Consider the following 15245-nt stretch of genomic DNA (forward strand, 5'->3'; position numbering starts at 1 on the left):
GACGTAATCTGATTAAGATCAAAGGAAGCCCCTCCGTTCATTTTAAGTTACATAAAGTGTAGCATAAGTAATTCGCTTTCACAAGGTTTAACAACCTATATCACACTAAAGAAAATCTTTATATTTTTACTTTAATCGTCATTTTTTGCGAGTTTTTCTCACAATAAAAATAACAAAAACAATCATCAATAACAAACCAATGGAAATAATAGCAACTTGCCGCCAATTTAAACCGCTCACCATCTCACCTTTTAAATCCACTTTCTTCGTCGGAACAGACTCTTTTGCAATTTGACTTAAAGCCGCTTTGTCTGCCCCTGCCTCATCCAATCTCTTCGTTCCACTACAACTATTTGTGTGTAATTGTTTTTCTGATCCTCTTTGAGTAGAAAATACTAAGTACTCTCCTCCTTCTACAAAGCGAAACATACAATCACCACCCTTTGTATATACGATAATTTGCGAAGAAGTTGTCCCTTTCCAAATTTTCTTCACTTCAAATAACACTTCAGTTCCAACCTCTGCTTTCCTTCCAACCTCAATTACTTTTCCCTCAAACACTACATCGTTTTTTGAAATGCAGCTTCTGTTGATACTTTAATACAATCACAAGCATAAGATTTCTCAGGAAAAATAATAAGAATAAAGCTACAAATGATGACAACAGGAAACATGTGTAAAATCCTTTTCAAGGAGCTTAACTCCCTTCATTATCAATTTTAGAAACTTCTCGTATATTATTTTTACAGCACTCGCCAAATTCCTTCATAGTAAGTTAAGTATTATCGTTTTAATACAACAAAAATCTTTATTGACATTTTTATAACCTAATATTAGTATCAGGTTATAAAAATAAAAGTTAGGAGATGTTCCTATGCATTCTAAATCTCGTATTACTGCAATTGGTACTTATGTTCCAGATCAAATATTGTCTAATAACGATTTAGAAAAGATGGTCCATACGAATGATGAATGGATTGTACAAAGAACAGGAATGAAGGAAAGAAGAATCGCTAGCGACGAAGAATACTCCTCAAACTTAGCCATTAAAGCAATTGAAAATTTATGTACAACATATAAGAAAAACTTAGAAGATGTCGACTGTATCATTGTCGCTACTAATACTGCTGATTACGTTTTCCCTAGTGTTGCTTGCCAAATACAACAATACTTCAACATACCTCATACACTAGCTTTTGATTTAAATGCAACTTGTGCTGGTTTTACATATGGACTACACGTCGGTAATAGCTTAATCACTTCTGGATCACATGAAAAAGTACTTGTCGTAGCGACAGAGACATTATCTAAAGTTACTGATTATACCGATAGAACGACCTGTATTTTATTCGGTGATGGTGCTGGAGCTATTTTATTAGAAAGAGATGAAAACACCCAAAGCTTTATCGCTGCTCACATGGGAACAAACGGTGATGGCGGCATTCATCTATATAGAACAAACTTATCTACTACTATGAATGGCACACCACTGCAAACAAATGAAAAAATCGTTCAAAATGGAAGAGAAGTATATAAATGGGCAACACGCACAGTACCAAAAGGCATAAAAAATTTATTACATACCGTAAATATGCAAGTAGATGATATAGACTGGTTCATACCCCACAGCGCTAACTTACGAATGATCGAATCTATTTGCGAAAAATCTCAAATTCCAATACAAAAAACATTAACGAGCGTGGAATATATGGGGAATACCTCTTCAGTCACCATTCCACTCGCTTTAAATTTAGCTATAAAAGAAGGGAAATTAAATAACGGAGACACACTTTTACTATACGGATTTGGTGGCGGGCTTACGCATTTAGGGCTTATTGTAGAGTGGAATTTAATTTAAGTGTATAAAAAGAGGCTCTAGTCAGTAACTAGAACCTCTTTTTCATTTAATTTCTTGCCCCTTTTCGAGACCATATCACAACAGGAATAAGTAATAACGCTAACACGCCTCCAGCCAATGACAATGCCGCATAACTTGAATTCGCTACTACCATACCTGACATTGCTCCACCAGAAGCTCCAGCTAGCGCAATAAAAACATCTATTTTCCCTTGTGTTTTAGCACGTGTAGACGGTGTTGTGGAATCAACGATTTGTGCTGTACCACTTATCAATCCGAGGTTCCATCCTAGCCCAAGTAAAGACAGAGCAACGATTAATAATAATAAAGAATCACTTGGCGCTATCGCAGCTATGACACCCGCTGCAAGTAAAATCACTCCACCAGCTATGCTCATTGTAGTTCGGCCAATTTTATCAATTAACATTCCTGTAACGAGAGATGGAAGATACATTGCACCTACATGAAAACCTATCACAAGTCCTACTGCACTTAAACCGTGACCGTGGTGTCCCATATGAACTGGCGTCATCGTCATAATCGCAACCATCACTATTTGCGTAAGTATCATTACGATTGCTCCAACTGTAATACCTCGTTTATTTTCTTTCGCTTCTTCTGTTATTGGTTGTCCTTTATATGTATGTTCCTGTTTATATCTTTCTATTATGTTAGCAATAATCAAAGGATCTGGACGAAGCATAACAAAAAGAACTAGACCCGCCAGTATAAATGCTGCTGCCGATAGTATGAACGGACCTGCAAGTTTAGGAACTCCAATTGAATGAGCAAAACTTCCCATTACCCCTACTAAATTTGGTCCTGCAACTGCACCGAAAGTCGTCATTACCATCGTAATACTAACAGCCGTTGCTCTCTGCTTCTTATCTGCTAAATCTGTACCTGCATAACGAGCTTGTAGATTCGTGGCTGTACCGGCACCATATATGAGTAAAGAAATAAGTAAAAGAATAATGCTGTTCGTTAAAGCTGCCATTACAACACCAATTGCTCCAAATCCGCCTACTATAAACCCTGTTGCAAGACCTATCCGGCGTCCATATCGTTGCGAAAGCTTCCCTACTATGAAAGCTGCTAATGCCGATCCTAATGTAAACATAGCAGTTGGTAATCCTGCAAATGCATCTGTTCCAAGCATTTGCTGCGCAAGAAGTGCTCCCACTGTAATACCAGCAGCTAGTCCTGCACCGCCAAACATTTGTGAAATGCTGACGATTATTAACGTTCGTTTGTATAGTTTTTGTTGCTCTTCTTCTGTGTACACATGATTATCTATTAAAGCCCCTGCCTTATCTAGCAATTCCCCATCCTCCTTTTAAAATTAATCCCTCTTGTTAATGTACTATGTATAACGTTACATATTCAATGGCATTTTCCATTCATCCCTTTCATTCTAAAAAACTTTCTAATCATACTCGACTTATCCCATGCTATATTAAAAATACTACTATTCACAATATGCAAGGAGAAAACAATGAAAAAAACAGGCTGCTATAGCCTGTTTTTCTTTACGCTTCTTCTACTAATCTTCCCCTTCTCTTTTTACTCAAAGCTTTCCCTTCCCAAAACAACAAACTTACGAAAGCACAAATTAAAATAATTGGCACACTTGCTTTATATAAATCTGTAAAACTCATAGCCATCTGATTCTTGGCATAATGATTCACATCATTTGAAAATGTGAGTACCTCTTTCTTTATACTTTCCTCTTGTTTTTCAACTTCTTTTGTCACTTGCCTCATAACTTCTTCTCTTTTTACATCTCTATATTCTACTGGAACTTTTCTTAATATTTCATCCGTCTTGTCGCGAATCAATTCTTCCTTTTTCTCTTTACTTAATCCCATTGTCATTGCATTTTGTTTCTTATTTATATTCGACTCTAAACTTTGATTCTCTATTTTCTCTTTAGTCATTTGTAAAATTTCAGTTTGCTCAGTACTATTCACATGAATAGTACGCACCTTTTCTTCTGCATAACGATATACTTTTTCTTTATTTACAGTTAAATTGTGAGTTAAGTTAGAGACAAATATTGCGACTGCCAATACAATTCCGACTTGTCGTAACATTGATACAACACTTTGAGAAGCAGTTAACAATTCTCCTTCAAACGAAGACGCACTTAAAACTGTAATTGGCCCCACTACTAAACCATATCCAACACCTAATATCATACATGGAATAATAATTTCTATATTTGTTGAATGAACATCAATCATTTGCAACCAATAGTAGGAAAGCCCCATAATAAGAAATCCTGACAAAATAATAGTTACTTTTCCGAGTTTTTTAATTAAAGTTGCTGCAACTGGTGAGACAAAAAATATCATTGCTGAAATAGGTGTCACTAAAAAAGCCGCTTCAATTTCCGTTCGACCTTGTAGTTTCGTCAAGAACGTTGGAAGCAATACAGTAACTCCAATTAAAAATAAATTACTTAATATAACAACGATAGACGCTCCGACAAACATTCGATCTTGAAATAACTTTAAATTCACCATTGGATTATGAATCTTTCGTTCTACTAAAACAAATAGAATAAGAGAAATAGTGCTAATTGCATAACAAGACAAAGCAATATTACTTTGCCATCCCCATGTATTACCTTTTACTAATATGAGAGTAAATGAAAAAATTGCTGTGCTACTTAATAGTAGTCCTATCCAATCTATTTTTGAAATAATACGTTCTTCATTTTTTATTTGTAGCATGATGCAACATAACACGATTCCTATTATACAAACCGGAACATTAACGAAGAACACCCATCTCCATCCTAAATTTTGCGTAATAATTCCACCTATTACTGGTCCCATAGCAGCTGACAATCCTTGTGTTACTCCTAAAATCGCAAGCGCAACATGCCTCTTAGCTAATGGCATAGCTGATACACCAATTACCATACTTGTTGGAAATAAAATCGCTGCCCCAATACTTTGTATAAAACGAGAAAAAATAAGAAAATCACCTGTATTAGCAAAAGCGCAAAGTACCGATCCACCACCAAAAATCACCAGACCAAGAATATACATCTTTGCTTTTCCAAAGATATCAGCTATCCGCCCTAACGGAATGGCAAGTACTGCAATCGTCATTGTATAAACATTTAATACCCAAGACATCTTTTCTAACGAAGTATTTACACTCGATTGTATTGCCGGTAAAGCTATATTCATAATTGTCGTATCAATCATACAAAGAAAGATACCTAGACACATTAAAAAGACAATCTTAATACCCTTTGATTGCTCCATCTTTATATACCCCTTTATTTATTGTGAACGCGTTTTTCATTCTTCTGTTTTATTGTTTTCTTTCGCCTCTAACTCTTCTAATTTTTTCTTCAAAGTCTCCACTTGTGCACTATACGATGCAATACCTACATCTAGTGAAATTTCTTCGACGAAAGTAATACCTACTCTCCACTTTTCATATTTCAATCGAAGATCTGCAATGTACGCTTCTTTTCTTTCAATTTCATCTTTAATCCATTTTTTTATTGTTACATCATCACTATAGTTACCAAAATACATTCTCATTAAAAAATCCGAACGTAAAACATCCTTCTCTACAGGTGTCTGCATGTATTGATAAAATTCTTCACGCCCCTCATCTGTAATAAAGTACATTTTCTTATTCGGTTTTCCCTCTTGCATGACAACCTCTTTTTTTATTTTCCCTTCATTCTCCAATTGTCGTAACGTTGGATAAATCATTCCAAAACTTCCATCAAAAAAATGAGTAAATACGTCTTCAAACACAATTTTAATATCGTAACCAGACAATTCCTTTTCCATTAGTAAACCTAAAACAACATCTCTTCCCTTCAAAGTAAAACCCCCACATAGTATATAATCAATAATCATATTAACAATGTTAATATGATTATTGATTATATACCTTATTCTGTTAATTGTAAAATGTTTCTAAATAAAAAAGCCCCATAATTTGGTTTCACCAATTCACAGGACCATTTTCTTTTTTACTCTTTAACACCTACATCTTGCAAAACTTCAATATCCTCTTTCATTTCATAATAATAAGAAGGCAATTCTATACCATGTTCTAAGAAATAATCCTCAATGAATGAAATAATGATTTTTAACGTTTTCACACGGGCATACAATTTATCGTTACTTTCAATAATATGCCACTTCGCATTTGGCTTACTTGTTTTTTCAAACATGTCTTCCATTGCTTCAACATATTCATCCCATTTTTCACGATTACGCCAATCTTCGTCTGTAATTTTCCATCTTTTCAAAGGATTTTTCTCTCTATCTTTAAATCTCTTTAACTGTTCCTCTTTACTTATATGGTAGAAGAACTTCCCTATTATGTAATGGTCATCTGTTAGTAGTTTTTCAAAATCATTAATCTCATCATATGCTCTCATCCACTCTTCCTTTGTAGCAAATCCTTCAACACGCTCAACTAACACACGACCGTACCATGAGCGATCAAAAATGGTGATTTGCCCGTACTGTGGAATTTTGCGCCAGAAACGTTGCAAATAATGGTAACGTTTTTCATGAGGTGCAGGTGCTCCAATTGGATTTACTTGGAACCCACGTGGATCAAGATGTTCCGTCACCCGCTTAATTGCCCCACCTTTACCAGCCGCATCCCATCCTTCCATAACAAGCATAACCGCGATTTTTTCTTCTTTCAAAATTTGTTGTAATGCTAATAAGCGCCTTTGATATTTTTCGAGTTTCTTGTTGTACTTAGATTTTGATTCAATTTTTTTCGTTAAGTCTACTTTAGCAAGATGTCCATTTTCCATAAAACAAATCCCCCTTGTTGTATGACAATATTATTTTAACATATTTTGGAAATTTTTTCGTATCCTAAAAAGCTGTGTAGAAACATCTCTACACAGCTTCCTTCTCTAATTTCACATATATAAGCACATTTAACTACATTAAAATAAATAATTTATACGGAACTCTTAGGATATTCTTTTTATTAAAACGTAAAAATAGCCCTTTTAAAAAGGGCGGCAATCTAAGTATAGAAAAAATAAATTTATTCTTTCTTACTACATACGTAATTATGCCAGCTATAAGAGTAGTGAATAAGATATTAATTCACTACTCACAATAACCACTTTACATTATATGGTATATTCACTCGTAAAAAGAAGATAATAACAAGTAAATCCATTAAAGAATGGGAGCTCTCAAAAAATGAAACGAAAAATATTAACTCTCTTTACGCTTATATGTTTAGCACTACCAATGCAAGCTAGTGCTTACACATTTCAGTCACTACCGATTGCATCAAAGTCTAAACAATGGTATGTCGAAATTGATAAATCTCATAACTCAAACAAGCAAGCAATCCAGCCGAAACAAGGTGTATTTGATACGTATAGTTTACTCGTAAAAAACATCGGTCATGATGTATCAAACGTATCCGTGGAAATACTTGATAACAATCCTACCTCTAAGGCTACCTTTAAACCTACTACACCTAATGAAAATATTTCTAAAAGTCATACAAGCTTTGACTACATGGTATTCCCATTAGACTTTAATAGTCATAATTTTAAAGTTGTGATCACTTGGGAAGAAAAGAATTTCTCTTATAACGGCCATCCGGTAAATGAAGGTAAAAAAATGAAACAAACATTTGTATTTAATGAAGAATAAGTCCTAATTTCTTTAGGGCTTATTCTTTCTTATGGATACCAATCGATACAGCACTAAAGCTACCTATGCAAACTTGGTTTAAAGAAAGATTCCCATTATTTTTTGAAACAGGCACTTTTGAAATTCAACGTGTTTGGGATAATGAGCTAAATAAACAAATTTCTATGACAATTACCCATACATAAAAAAGCTTGGAAACCCATCCAAGCCTTTCTTACTTCTGTGCAATTTTTTCAATCTTATAATGAATATGTAAAAATTCAAGTCCAAATAGCCACATGCTATGATGAGCTGTTAACATTTTATCCTTACCCTCTGTAATGATGAAAGTCTCTGCTAACGGTAAACGGATTGTTAAGAACCGAGTATGTAAATAAATCCCCTCATCTCCCTGGCCATTTTCTCTTAACTTACTAGTAATGATTAAATCATGATTATCATTACATAGCCTCAAAATACCAGTCATATTCGAATAAGGTAAAGGCAAGGCGATATTCATATATGTCTCATCCTTATCTGTATGCTTTGAATAAAGAGCTACAAAAATAGATTCACCTGCTTCATTTTTCCTTAGCCAAGCCCTTACATTCTCTCTTCCATCTTCCTCATCCATTACACCAATGATAGAGCCATGCATCGTTTCCCACTTGTCGCCCATTCCTAAATGTATTTGTCCTACATGCTTGCTCATTTTCTCATAACAAAATGCAAATAGGCGGAACCAACGAGCCCATTTAATATTTGATTGCAACTCATACTCTGTTGTATTTTCATAAAAACGAATAATACTTAAAGGTACCTTCGTCACGTCAAATGACTCACTATGAAAATCAGTTATTTGATCAACTAAACCGTTGTATTCCTTACTGCCTACTAAATTGCCGCTATATAAAAAAGCCTCACCAATTGCCACATTTCCTCTTAATTTACTCATTGGTTTCCCATAGTATTTATAATTCGGAACACTCTTTTCGATCATCCAGCCGACAAATGCCGGTAACGCTACTCCAATTCCGTTGACAACACCGTGAATCCAAACCATTTGAGCAATTGTAATCGTCATTACATGCTTCAAATTCCCGTATGAGTATATAAGTGAGAACATAATTGTAACCATGAGTGTACTAGACGAAACGATTAAAAGAATCTTTGCACTGATAGCATTAAATTTTGCTCTCCAAACGTAAAATCCATATCCATAAATCGCACATAAATATAGGAGCACTGCAAAAAATTCAAATATTCTCGAGTATGTAATTCCTATTGCAACTGTCATAGGTGAAATCATGATGATAAACATAATAGCATCATATACTTTACTTCTCTTTTCTCTTTTTCTCCCTATTAAACCAGCTGATAATGGCAATAGAAACGCCGAATAATGAAAATGCGCTGCTGTGAGTAAAACAATGTCAGAGCTAAAATGCATAATTGAAAGTTTTGCTACTGAAGCAAAAAACCAAAAACCACCTAAAAACAAATAAATAAACGCACTATCTATGGCGATCTCTTCTAACGGCTTCCATCCTCTTTCTAGCAATCTACTTACACCAAATAACGCAACAATTCCTGTATATACAAACCAAACTAGCGCAAATACATTGTAATTTGTGACGAAAGCTAGCATTGCACAAATTGCTGCGATTGGATATAAAAACGATACGAATTTATAAAATAATAAATACGATCCATCTCTTTTTCTTTTATCACTAATACAAAGTGACATTGGTATAAATAATAAAACAGATAATAATATAATTGCTTCAACAGGATTTATATTCGACCACTCATATATTAGAAAAACAACATAACAAGCAAGCCCAAATATTATATTTTTCATATCGTTTATTTCCTTTCCACAAATGTTCCCTTATATGAAAAAAGCGAGCCAATTAACGGGTTTCGTACTTGTACATGAATTCGAAAACACTGTAGTGTTGCATCATAACTTTCAACAATTTTTGCTTCACCATACAAAAATTTTGGTAACGGCATTTTTCTTCCAAACATATAAAACCATTGTTTCTTTGAAGAAATATGCATTGCCCCTAACTCATCGATATGAAAATGCAGTGTAGAAACGAGTAAATGTGGTTCGCCAAAATAATCTACAATTTCATTTTCGTTTCCATCCAATTGCATAACTGCGTTAAAATATCTTTTCTTATTATGAAAATAAAAAGTACGGTTCCACCTTACTAATTCTTGTCCATATTCATCTCGCTCAGCTATGTTTTGTATCGTAAAGGGAATTTCCTCTCCTCGTTCCGAGAAAAACATTCGAAACTTCGATGCAATTTTTAATATAAATTTCACGAAAAAAGAGCCACCGTAAATTTCATCCATCTTTCCTTCACCTGTAAAACTATTCTCTTCTGTAATCGCATAACGCTTCTGCAATTCAGGATGAAGATTTTTATAGGTATCCCCTAATAATCGTTCATATATATTAGCCATACACTTATCCCTTTCTCGCCCTATTGCAATTTTTCGCTCTTGGTAAATCGAAACTATTTATATAACCGACAATTGATAACCCCATTAGAAGAACATTTAATGTAATCGGATTAAACGGCCCTGTAAAGCTTGCAATATTCGTAAATCCTGCCGCTAATGTTAAAACTAGTAATACAATAATATGCAGTATAAATAATTTTCGTTTTGTTATTGGCAACAGCCATACAACACCGAAAATTATTTCTAACACCCCAATTATTTTAAGTATATATACACTATTTTCATTTGAACCGATTAATATAGAAAGCATCTTTACTTCTTCTAAATGAGTAAAAAGTAGTTTTGGCACTATCCCTTGATATATCCATACAAAAGCAAATAAAAAACATACGAGCCAATACGTCATTGTTCTTCTAATTAGTAACCTAGGATGAAGCCCCTTTTCTAACCATAATTTTAAGGCATCAAAACTCCAAGCAGTCGCCCAACCTAATAACGGACGAAAAATATAGGAATCTATCACATTTCCTATACGACCAAATCTTGTATCATAATCATATTGTGTCTCAAAATGGATGTATTCTTTATTCGGCTTATACTTCCAATAACCACGTCCTATTTGAATAAGAGATAATGTATTATCCGTCCAAAATTTTAAAGAAGAAATTCTTTCACCAGTTTCTTTTCTTATTTCACCTATTGATTCCCCTTCTCCAGCTATTTCAAGCCCAAATCCAATCTTTGTTTTATACAAAAACTTCTGTGGTTCTCCTTCTTTTTTCTCTAAATACGAAATTTCAGTAAAGCGAGCATCCCACTCTGTATGTATATCTGGTTCTTGCGTATATTCCCATAATTTTCCCATCGTCGTGTTCATTTTTGTCGCAACATAAATAGGCTGTTTCCTTTTCATTCTCCCACCTCCTATGCACTATAAGTTTAATGTACATGCAATGAATTTATTTTGCTACATTTTTCACAAACTTCCTCAGAAAAAAGAAAGAATTTTTAAAATATATATAAAACACTTGATTCCCCGAAAAATTTAAATTATTATAAAACAAATGTTACCAACAACTTCATAAATCAAACACTCTCGCCTAAAACGTGAGATAGAGGTTGCGATACTTATGAGTATTCTAATGGAGACACAGAGATGTCTATGAACTTAGATGAAAGGAAGTATTGCCGAAATTGATAAGTTTCTCTGCATTTATCAATTGGGGCTGTTTTCGAATAGAAACAGAACTGTCATATGTACAGACGTGTACGTATGAAGAGCTATCTACAAAAAAGAGATATCATTTTTTATGATATTCCTTTTTTGGCGGTTTTTTTATTAGCTCCGTTTTCTGTTTCCCTTTTCCTGTAACAGCACCATCCTCACTTATTTGAGATGGTGTTTTTTGTTTGTCTTTCTGGTAACTACAGGAGTATTGGGATTTATATATTTCCTAATCTATTCTTAAAAATAGACGAAAGAAGGAATTTGTAATGGAAACAATTGTTCAAAAATTTGGTGGCACTTCTGTCGGAAGCGTCGAGCGCATTCAACATGTAGCAAATTTAATTATTGAAGAATATGAACGAGGTCATAGCGTTGTCTCTGTCGTTTCAGCAATGGGAAAAAGCACGGATGAACTTGTCGCACTCGCTAACGCAATTACAGAAAATCCAAGTAAACGCGAAATGGATATGCTTCTATCGACAGGAGAGCAAGTAACTATTTCATTATTAACGATGGCACTACAAGCAAAAGGGTATAACGCGATTTCATTAACAGGATGGCAAGCTGGTATTACGACAGAATCTGTACATAGTAGTGCACGGATTACTAAAATTAATACAGATCGAATTCAGTCTTATCTTACTAAAGGCACCATTGTTATTGTAGCTGGTTTCCAAGGAGTCAGTGAAGATTTTGAAATTACAACGCTTGGACGAGGCGGTTCTGATACAACTGCTGTCGCATTAGCTGCTGCACTAAACGCAAAAAAATGTGATATTTACACAGATGTGACCGGCGTATATACGACGGATCCACGAGTTGTAAAAGATGCTTATAAATTAGATGAAATTTCTTATGACGAAATGTTAGAACTTGCAAACCTCGGTGCTGGTGTATTACACCCGCGTGCTGTTGAGTTTGCTAAAAATCATAATGTCATTTTAGAAGTTCGCTCAAGTATGGAACAAGAAAACGGAACAATTGTAAAAGGAGAATGTAACATGGAACAACAATCAATCGTTAAAGGTATTGCATTTGAAGATAATATTACACGCATCACAGTGAAAGGATTAGAACAAGGTTCACTTTCAACTGTTTTCTCTACATTAGCAGCGGCACATATTAATGTAGATATCATCATTCAAAGTATTACAAATGAAGGAACTGTTCATCTCTCCTTCTCCATCCATTCTAATGATTTAAGAGAAACATTAGAAGTATTGGAACAAAATCAAGAGGCACTTCACTATGAAGCTGTAGAATATGAAAATCATTTAGCAAAAGTATCAATCGTAGGATCTGGCATGGTATCTAACCCTGGTGTCGCTGCAAATATGTTTACTACTTTAAAAGAAGAAGATATTCATATTAAAATGGTAAGTACATCAGAAATTAAAGTGTCTGTCGTTATTGACCGCCTTCATTTAGTAACAGGTGTTGAGGCACTGCATCAATCATTTATGGCGAAAATTGAGCCTTTAGTGCAAATGAGCTAATTTGATATGCTCAGTAACACTTATAAAAAAATCATATTACTCTACTTCCTTCCTATTAAATAAAAGCTGTTCGTTAACAAGATGCTATATGACATATAAAAAAACACCTTGTCCATTTTTCCTATGCTGTGACAAGGTGTTTTTGACTGAAAGGAATTTGTAACTACTTAGTAGTATAATTATGAGGATGATTAAATAATAAACTTTTATACATAAGGAGATAAGACTATGGCAAAAAACAAATTATTACGAATGGACAATGTCAGCATCGTTGTAGAATCCCTTGATAACGCAATCTCTTTCTTCGAGGAAATTGGCTTGAACCTTGAAGGGCGAGCCACTGTCGAGGGTGAATGGGCTGGTCGCGTAACTGGACTCGGCTCTCAGTGCGTAGAGATTGCTATGATGGTCACTCCAGATGGCCACAACCGAATTGAACTTTCGCGATTTCTCACCCCTCCTACTATAGCAGATCACCGAAATGCTCCTGTAAACGCCCTCGGTTATCTACGCGTCATGTTCACCGTTCAAGATATTGACGAAATGGTATCGAGACTCACTAAGCATGGTGCAGAGCTCGTTGGTGAAGTAGTTCAGTACGAGAACTCGTATCGTCTCTGCTACATTCGTGGAGTCGAAGGAATTTTAATCGGTTTAGCGGAAGAACTCGGTAATAAATAAGCAAGTGACGTTTTATAAAAAGGCACTATCATTGAATAAAACGTAGACTCTTAAGCGATTTTATTATTATATTTTGAACCCCGTCCTAGCTTTAGAACGGGGTTATGCTTGTTTGAGCTTTTAAAATTAAATAACTTTATTATCATTTTACATATAGATTTCAAGGATCTACCCAAATAGCTTTCATATTACCGATATCCCAAAATCATTATAATACAATGAAAATATTCGTTATACCCTTTCCTAGGAAATATAACTAACTCTTCTCACTTTTTATCACATATATCTTTTCGCTCTTTCTCTTGAAAAAACGATCTATATTCATTCAAAATAACTTTCTTCACATTCGAATAAAAAACCATCATGAATAGTGCAACTCCTAATACAAATACTTGTATTCCTTCATAATCAATGAATGCACTCATAATTAGCAATCCAAACCCAATATAAAAACCAAAATCATTCTCTTTCTCAAAATCCTCATCTTCTTCATCAATATGTATTTTTTCTTTAATATTCTGTTTCCCTTTTATTAACTCATCAAGCGTAACATTGTACATTTCGCTTAGTAAAATTAGATTATGAATATCAGGATAACTTTTATCATTTTCCCATTTGTACACTGCTTGCCTCGTCACACCAATCTTTTTAGCAACATCCTCTTGCGAAAACCCCTTTGATTCTCGTAGTTTTTTTAGCTGCTCTCCTATGCTCATAACGTCCCCTCCTTTAACAAATTATTACATAAAAAGAGATATAAATGAAAGAAACCATTAGTAAAACTCTCTGTAAACCATTCGTTTACACAATTAAAAAAAGAGGGAATAGCTCTATATTTAAGCTATTCCCTCACTTCTATTAAAACAGATGAATGTTTTCTTTTTTACAAGCTGCACGTAAATCGTCAGGCCATACAGAAGATTGAACTTCACCGATATGTGCTTTACGTAAGAAGTACATGCACATTCTTGATTGTCCAATGCCACCGCCGATTGTTAATGGTAGTACGTCTTCTAATATACCTTTATGGAAATCATACTCACGTTTGAAGTCTTCACCAGTTTTCGTTAACTGCTCATCAAGCGATTTACTATCAACACGAATTCCCATTGATGATAACTCAAATGAAGATTGTAGTACTGGGTGCCAGAATAAAATGTCACCGTTTAATTTCCAATCGTCATAATCAGCTGCGCGTCCGTCATGCTTTTCACCTGAACGAAGTGCATCACCAATTCCGATAATGAAGACTGCACCGTGTTCTTTTGCAATTGCATGTTCACGATCTTTCGGTGTTAATTCTGGATATTTATCTTCTAGTTCTTGGGAAGTAATGAAAACAATCTCTTCTGGTAAATACTTTCCAAGGAACGGATATTTTTCAAATAAATGATCTTCTAAATCTTTGAATATTCCATAAATTGTTTGTACTGTTTTTTGTAAGTAATCGACAGTACGCCATTCTTTTTGAACGATTTTTTCCCAATCCCATTGGTCAACGTAAATGGAATGCGTTGCATCAAGTTCTTCATCACGACGGATCGCGTTCATGTTTGTATATAAACCTTCACCAGCTTCGTATCCGTATTCATGTAATGCAAATCGTTTCCATTTCGCTAGTGAATGAACAATTTCTAATTCTTCTCCTGAATGTAACATATCAAATTCAATTGGGCGTTCTACACCGTTTAGGTGATCGTTTAATCCTGATTTTTTCGTTACGAATAATGGTGCAGATACGCGGAATAGTTCAAGGCGTTTTGCTAATTGATCCTCGAAGAATGTTTTAACTTCCTTAATTGCGATTTGAGTCTCTCTTACTGTCATTAATGATTGATACATGGTGG

13 protein-coding genes, 2 pseudogenes and 1 riboswitch are annotated in these 15245 nt (G+C 34.6%); of the genes and pseudogenes, 5 read left to right on the plus strand and 10 right to left on the minus strand.

The window, feature by feature from the left end:
* Positions 1-138: 138 nt before the first annotated feature.
* Positions 139-674, minus strand: a pseudogene (locus CQ064_RS00505) (cobalamin biosynthesis protein CbiN).
* Positions 675-874: 200 nt separating this feature from the next.
* On the opposite strand from CQ064_RS00505, the gene CQ064_RS00510 reads away from it, so the two are divergent.
* Positions 875-1858 (plus strand): ketoacyl-ACP synthase III, encoded by a 984-nt coding sequence (locus CQ064_RS00510; RefSeq protein ID WP_000555750.1) that lies wholly within the window; start codon positions 875-877, stop codon positions 1856-1858.
* Positions 1859-1904: 46 nt separating this feature from the next.
* On the opposite strand, the gene CQ064_RS00515 is transcribed toward CQ064_RS00510, so the two are convergent.
* From CQ064_RS00515 to CQ064_RS00530, 4 genes are all read right to left on the minus strand, one after another.
* The gene (locus tag CQ064_RS00515; protein ID WP_000884513.1) at positions 1905-3179 is read right to left on the minus strand and encodes an MFS transporter; all 1275 of its coding nucleotides are present in this window, start codon (positions 3177-3179) and stop codon (positions 1905-1907) included.
* 208 nt (positions 3180-3387) lie between these two features.
* Positions 3388-5136, minus strand: a complete 1749-nt coding sequence (locus tag CQ064_RS00520) for an MDR family MFS transporter (RefSeq protein ID WP_000438116.1) — start codon at positions 5134-5136, stop codon at positions 3388-3390.
* Between the two features lie 36 nt (positions 5137-5172).
* Positions 5173-5712, minus strand: coding sequence for a PadR family transcriptional regulator (locus tag CQ064_RS00525; RefSeq protein WP_000678333.1), 540 nt, complete (start codon positions 5710-5712; stop codon positions 5173-5175).
* 152 nt (positions 5713-5864) lie between these two features.
* Positions 5865-6668 (minus strand): polyphosphate kinase 2 family protein, encoded by an 804-nt coding sequence (locus CQ064_RS00530; protein ID WP_000427319.1) that lies wholly within the window; start codon positions 6666-6668, stop codon positions 5865-5867.
* Between the two features lie 403 nt (positions 6669-7071).
* Here CQ064_RS00530 and CQ064_RS00535 point away from each other — a divergent pair, with 403 nt between their 5' ends.
* A complete protein-coding gene (locus CQ064_RS00535; RefSeq protein ID WP_000823337.1) occupies positions 7072-7536 on the plus strand; it encodes a hypothetical protein in 465 nt (154 codons plus the stop codon).
* 29 nt (positions 7537-7565) lie between these two features.
* Positions 7566-7721: pseudogene (locus tag CQ064_RS00540) on the plus strand (DNA mismatch repair protein MutT); the annotation flags it as partial.
* Between the two features lie 29 nt (positions 7722-7750).
* Here the strand turns inward: CQ064_RS00540 and CQ064_RS00545 are convergent.
* Genes CQ064_RS00545 through CQ064_RS00555 form a run of 3 tightly spaced genes read right to left on the minus strand, consistent with a single transcriptional unit; the run spans position 7751 to position 10906 of the window.
* A complete protein-coding gene (locus CQ064_RS00545) occupies positions 7751-9376 on the minus strand; it encodes a YndJ family protein (RefSeq protein ID WP_000789389.1) in 1626 nt (541 codons plus the stop codon).
* A gap of 5 nt (positions 9377-9381) precedes the next feature.
* On the minus strand, positions 9382-9993 hold the full coding sequence (locus CQ064_RS00550) for a DUF4166 domain-containing protein (protein WP_001284321.1): 612 nt from the start codon (positions 9991-9993) through the stop codon (positions 9382-9384).
* A 4-nt stretch (positions 9994-9997) separates the two neighbouring features.
* Complete coding sequence (locus CQ064_RS00555; protein ID WP_000823955.1) at positions 9998-10906, minus strand: DoxX-like family protein; 909 nt, start codon at positions 10904-10906, stop codon at positions 9998-10000.
* A gap of 192 nt (positions 10907-11098) precedes the next feature.
* Positions 11099-11285: riboswitch (Lysine riboswitch) on the plus strand.
* A 202-nt stretch (positions 11286-11487) separates the two neighbouring features.
* On the opposite strand from CQ064_RS00555, the gene CQ064_RS00565 reads away from it, so the two are divergent.
* Both CQ064_RS00565 and CQ064_RS00570 read left to right on the plus strand, forming a co-directional pair.
* Positions 11488-12717, plus strand: a complete 1230-nt coding sequence (locus CQ064_RS00565) for an aspartate kinase (RefSeq protein WP_000448069.1) — start codon at positions 11488-11490, stop codon at positions 12715-12717.
* A gap of 228 nt (positions 12718-12945) precedes the next feature.
* Positions 12946-13398 carry a VOC family protein gene (locus tag CQ064_RS00570; protein ID WP_001107262.1) on the plus strand — a complete coding sequence of 151 codons (453 nt, stop codon included), beginning with the start codon at positions 12946-12948 and terminating at the stop codon, positions 13396-13398.
* Positions 13399-13664: 266 nt separating this feature from the next.
* On the opposite strand, the gene CQ064_RS00575 is transcribed toward CQ064_RS00570, so the two are convergent.
* Positions 13665-14114 (minus strand): helix-turn-helix domain-containing protein, encoded by a 450-nt coding sequence (locus CQ064_RS00575; RefSeq protein ID WP_000021950.1) that lies wholly within the window; start codon positions 14112-14114, stop codon positions 13665-13667.
* A gap of 142 nt (positions 14115-14256) precedes the next feature.
* A complete protein-coding gene (gene asnA / locus CQ064_RS00580) occupies positions 14257-15240 on the minus strand; it encodes an aspartate--ammonia ligase (RefSeq protein WP_000284912.1) in 984 nt (327 codons plus the stop codon).
* Positions 15241-15245 lie beyond the last annotated feature (5 nt).

This window comes from Bacillus sp. MYb78 (genome assembly GCF_002975115.1).
Classification (GTDB): domain Bacteria; phylum Bacillota; class Bacilli; order Bacillales; family Bacillaceae_G; genus Bacillus_A; species Bacillus_A cereus.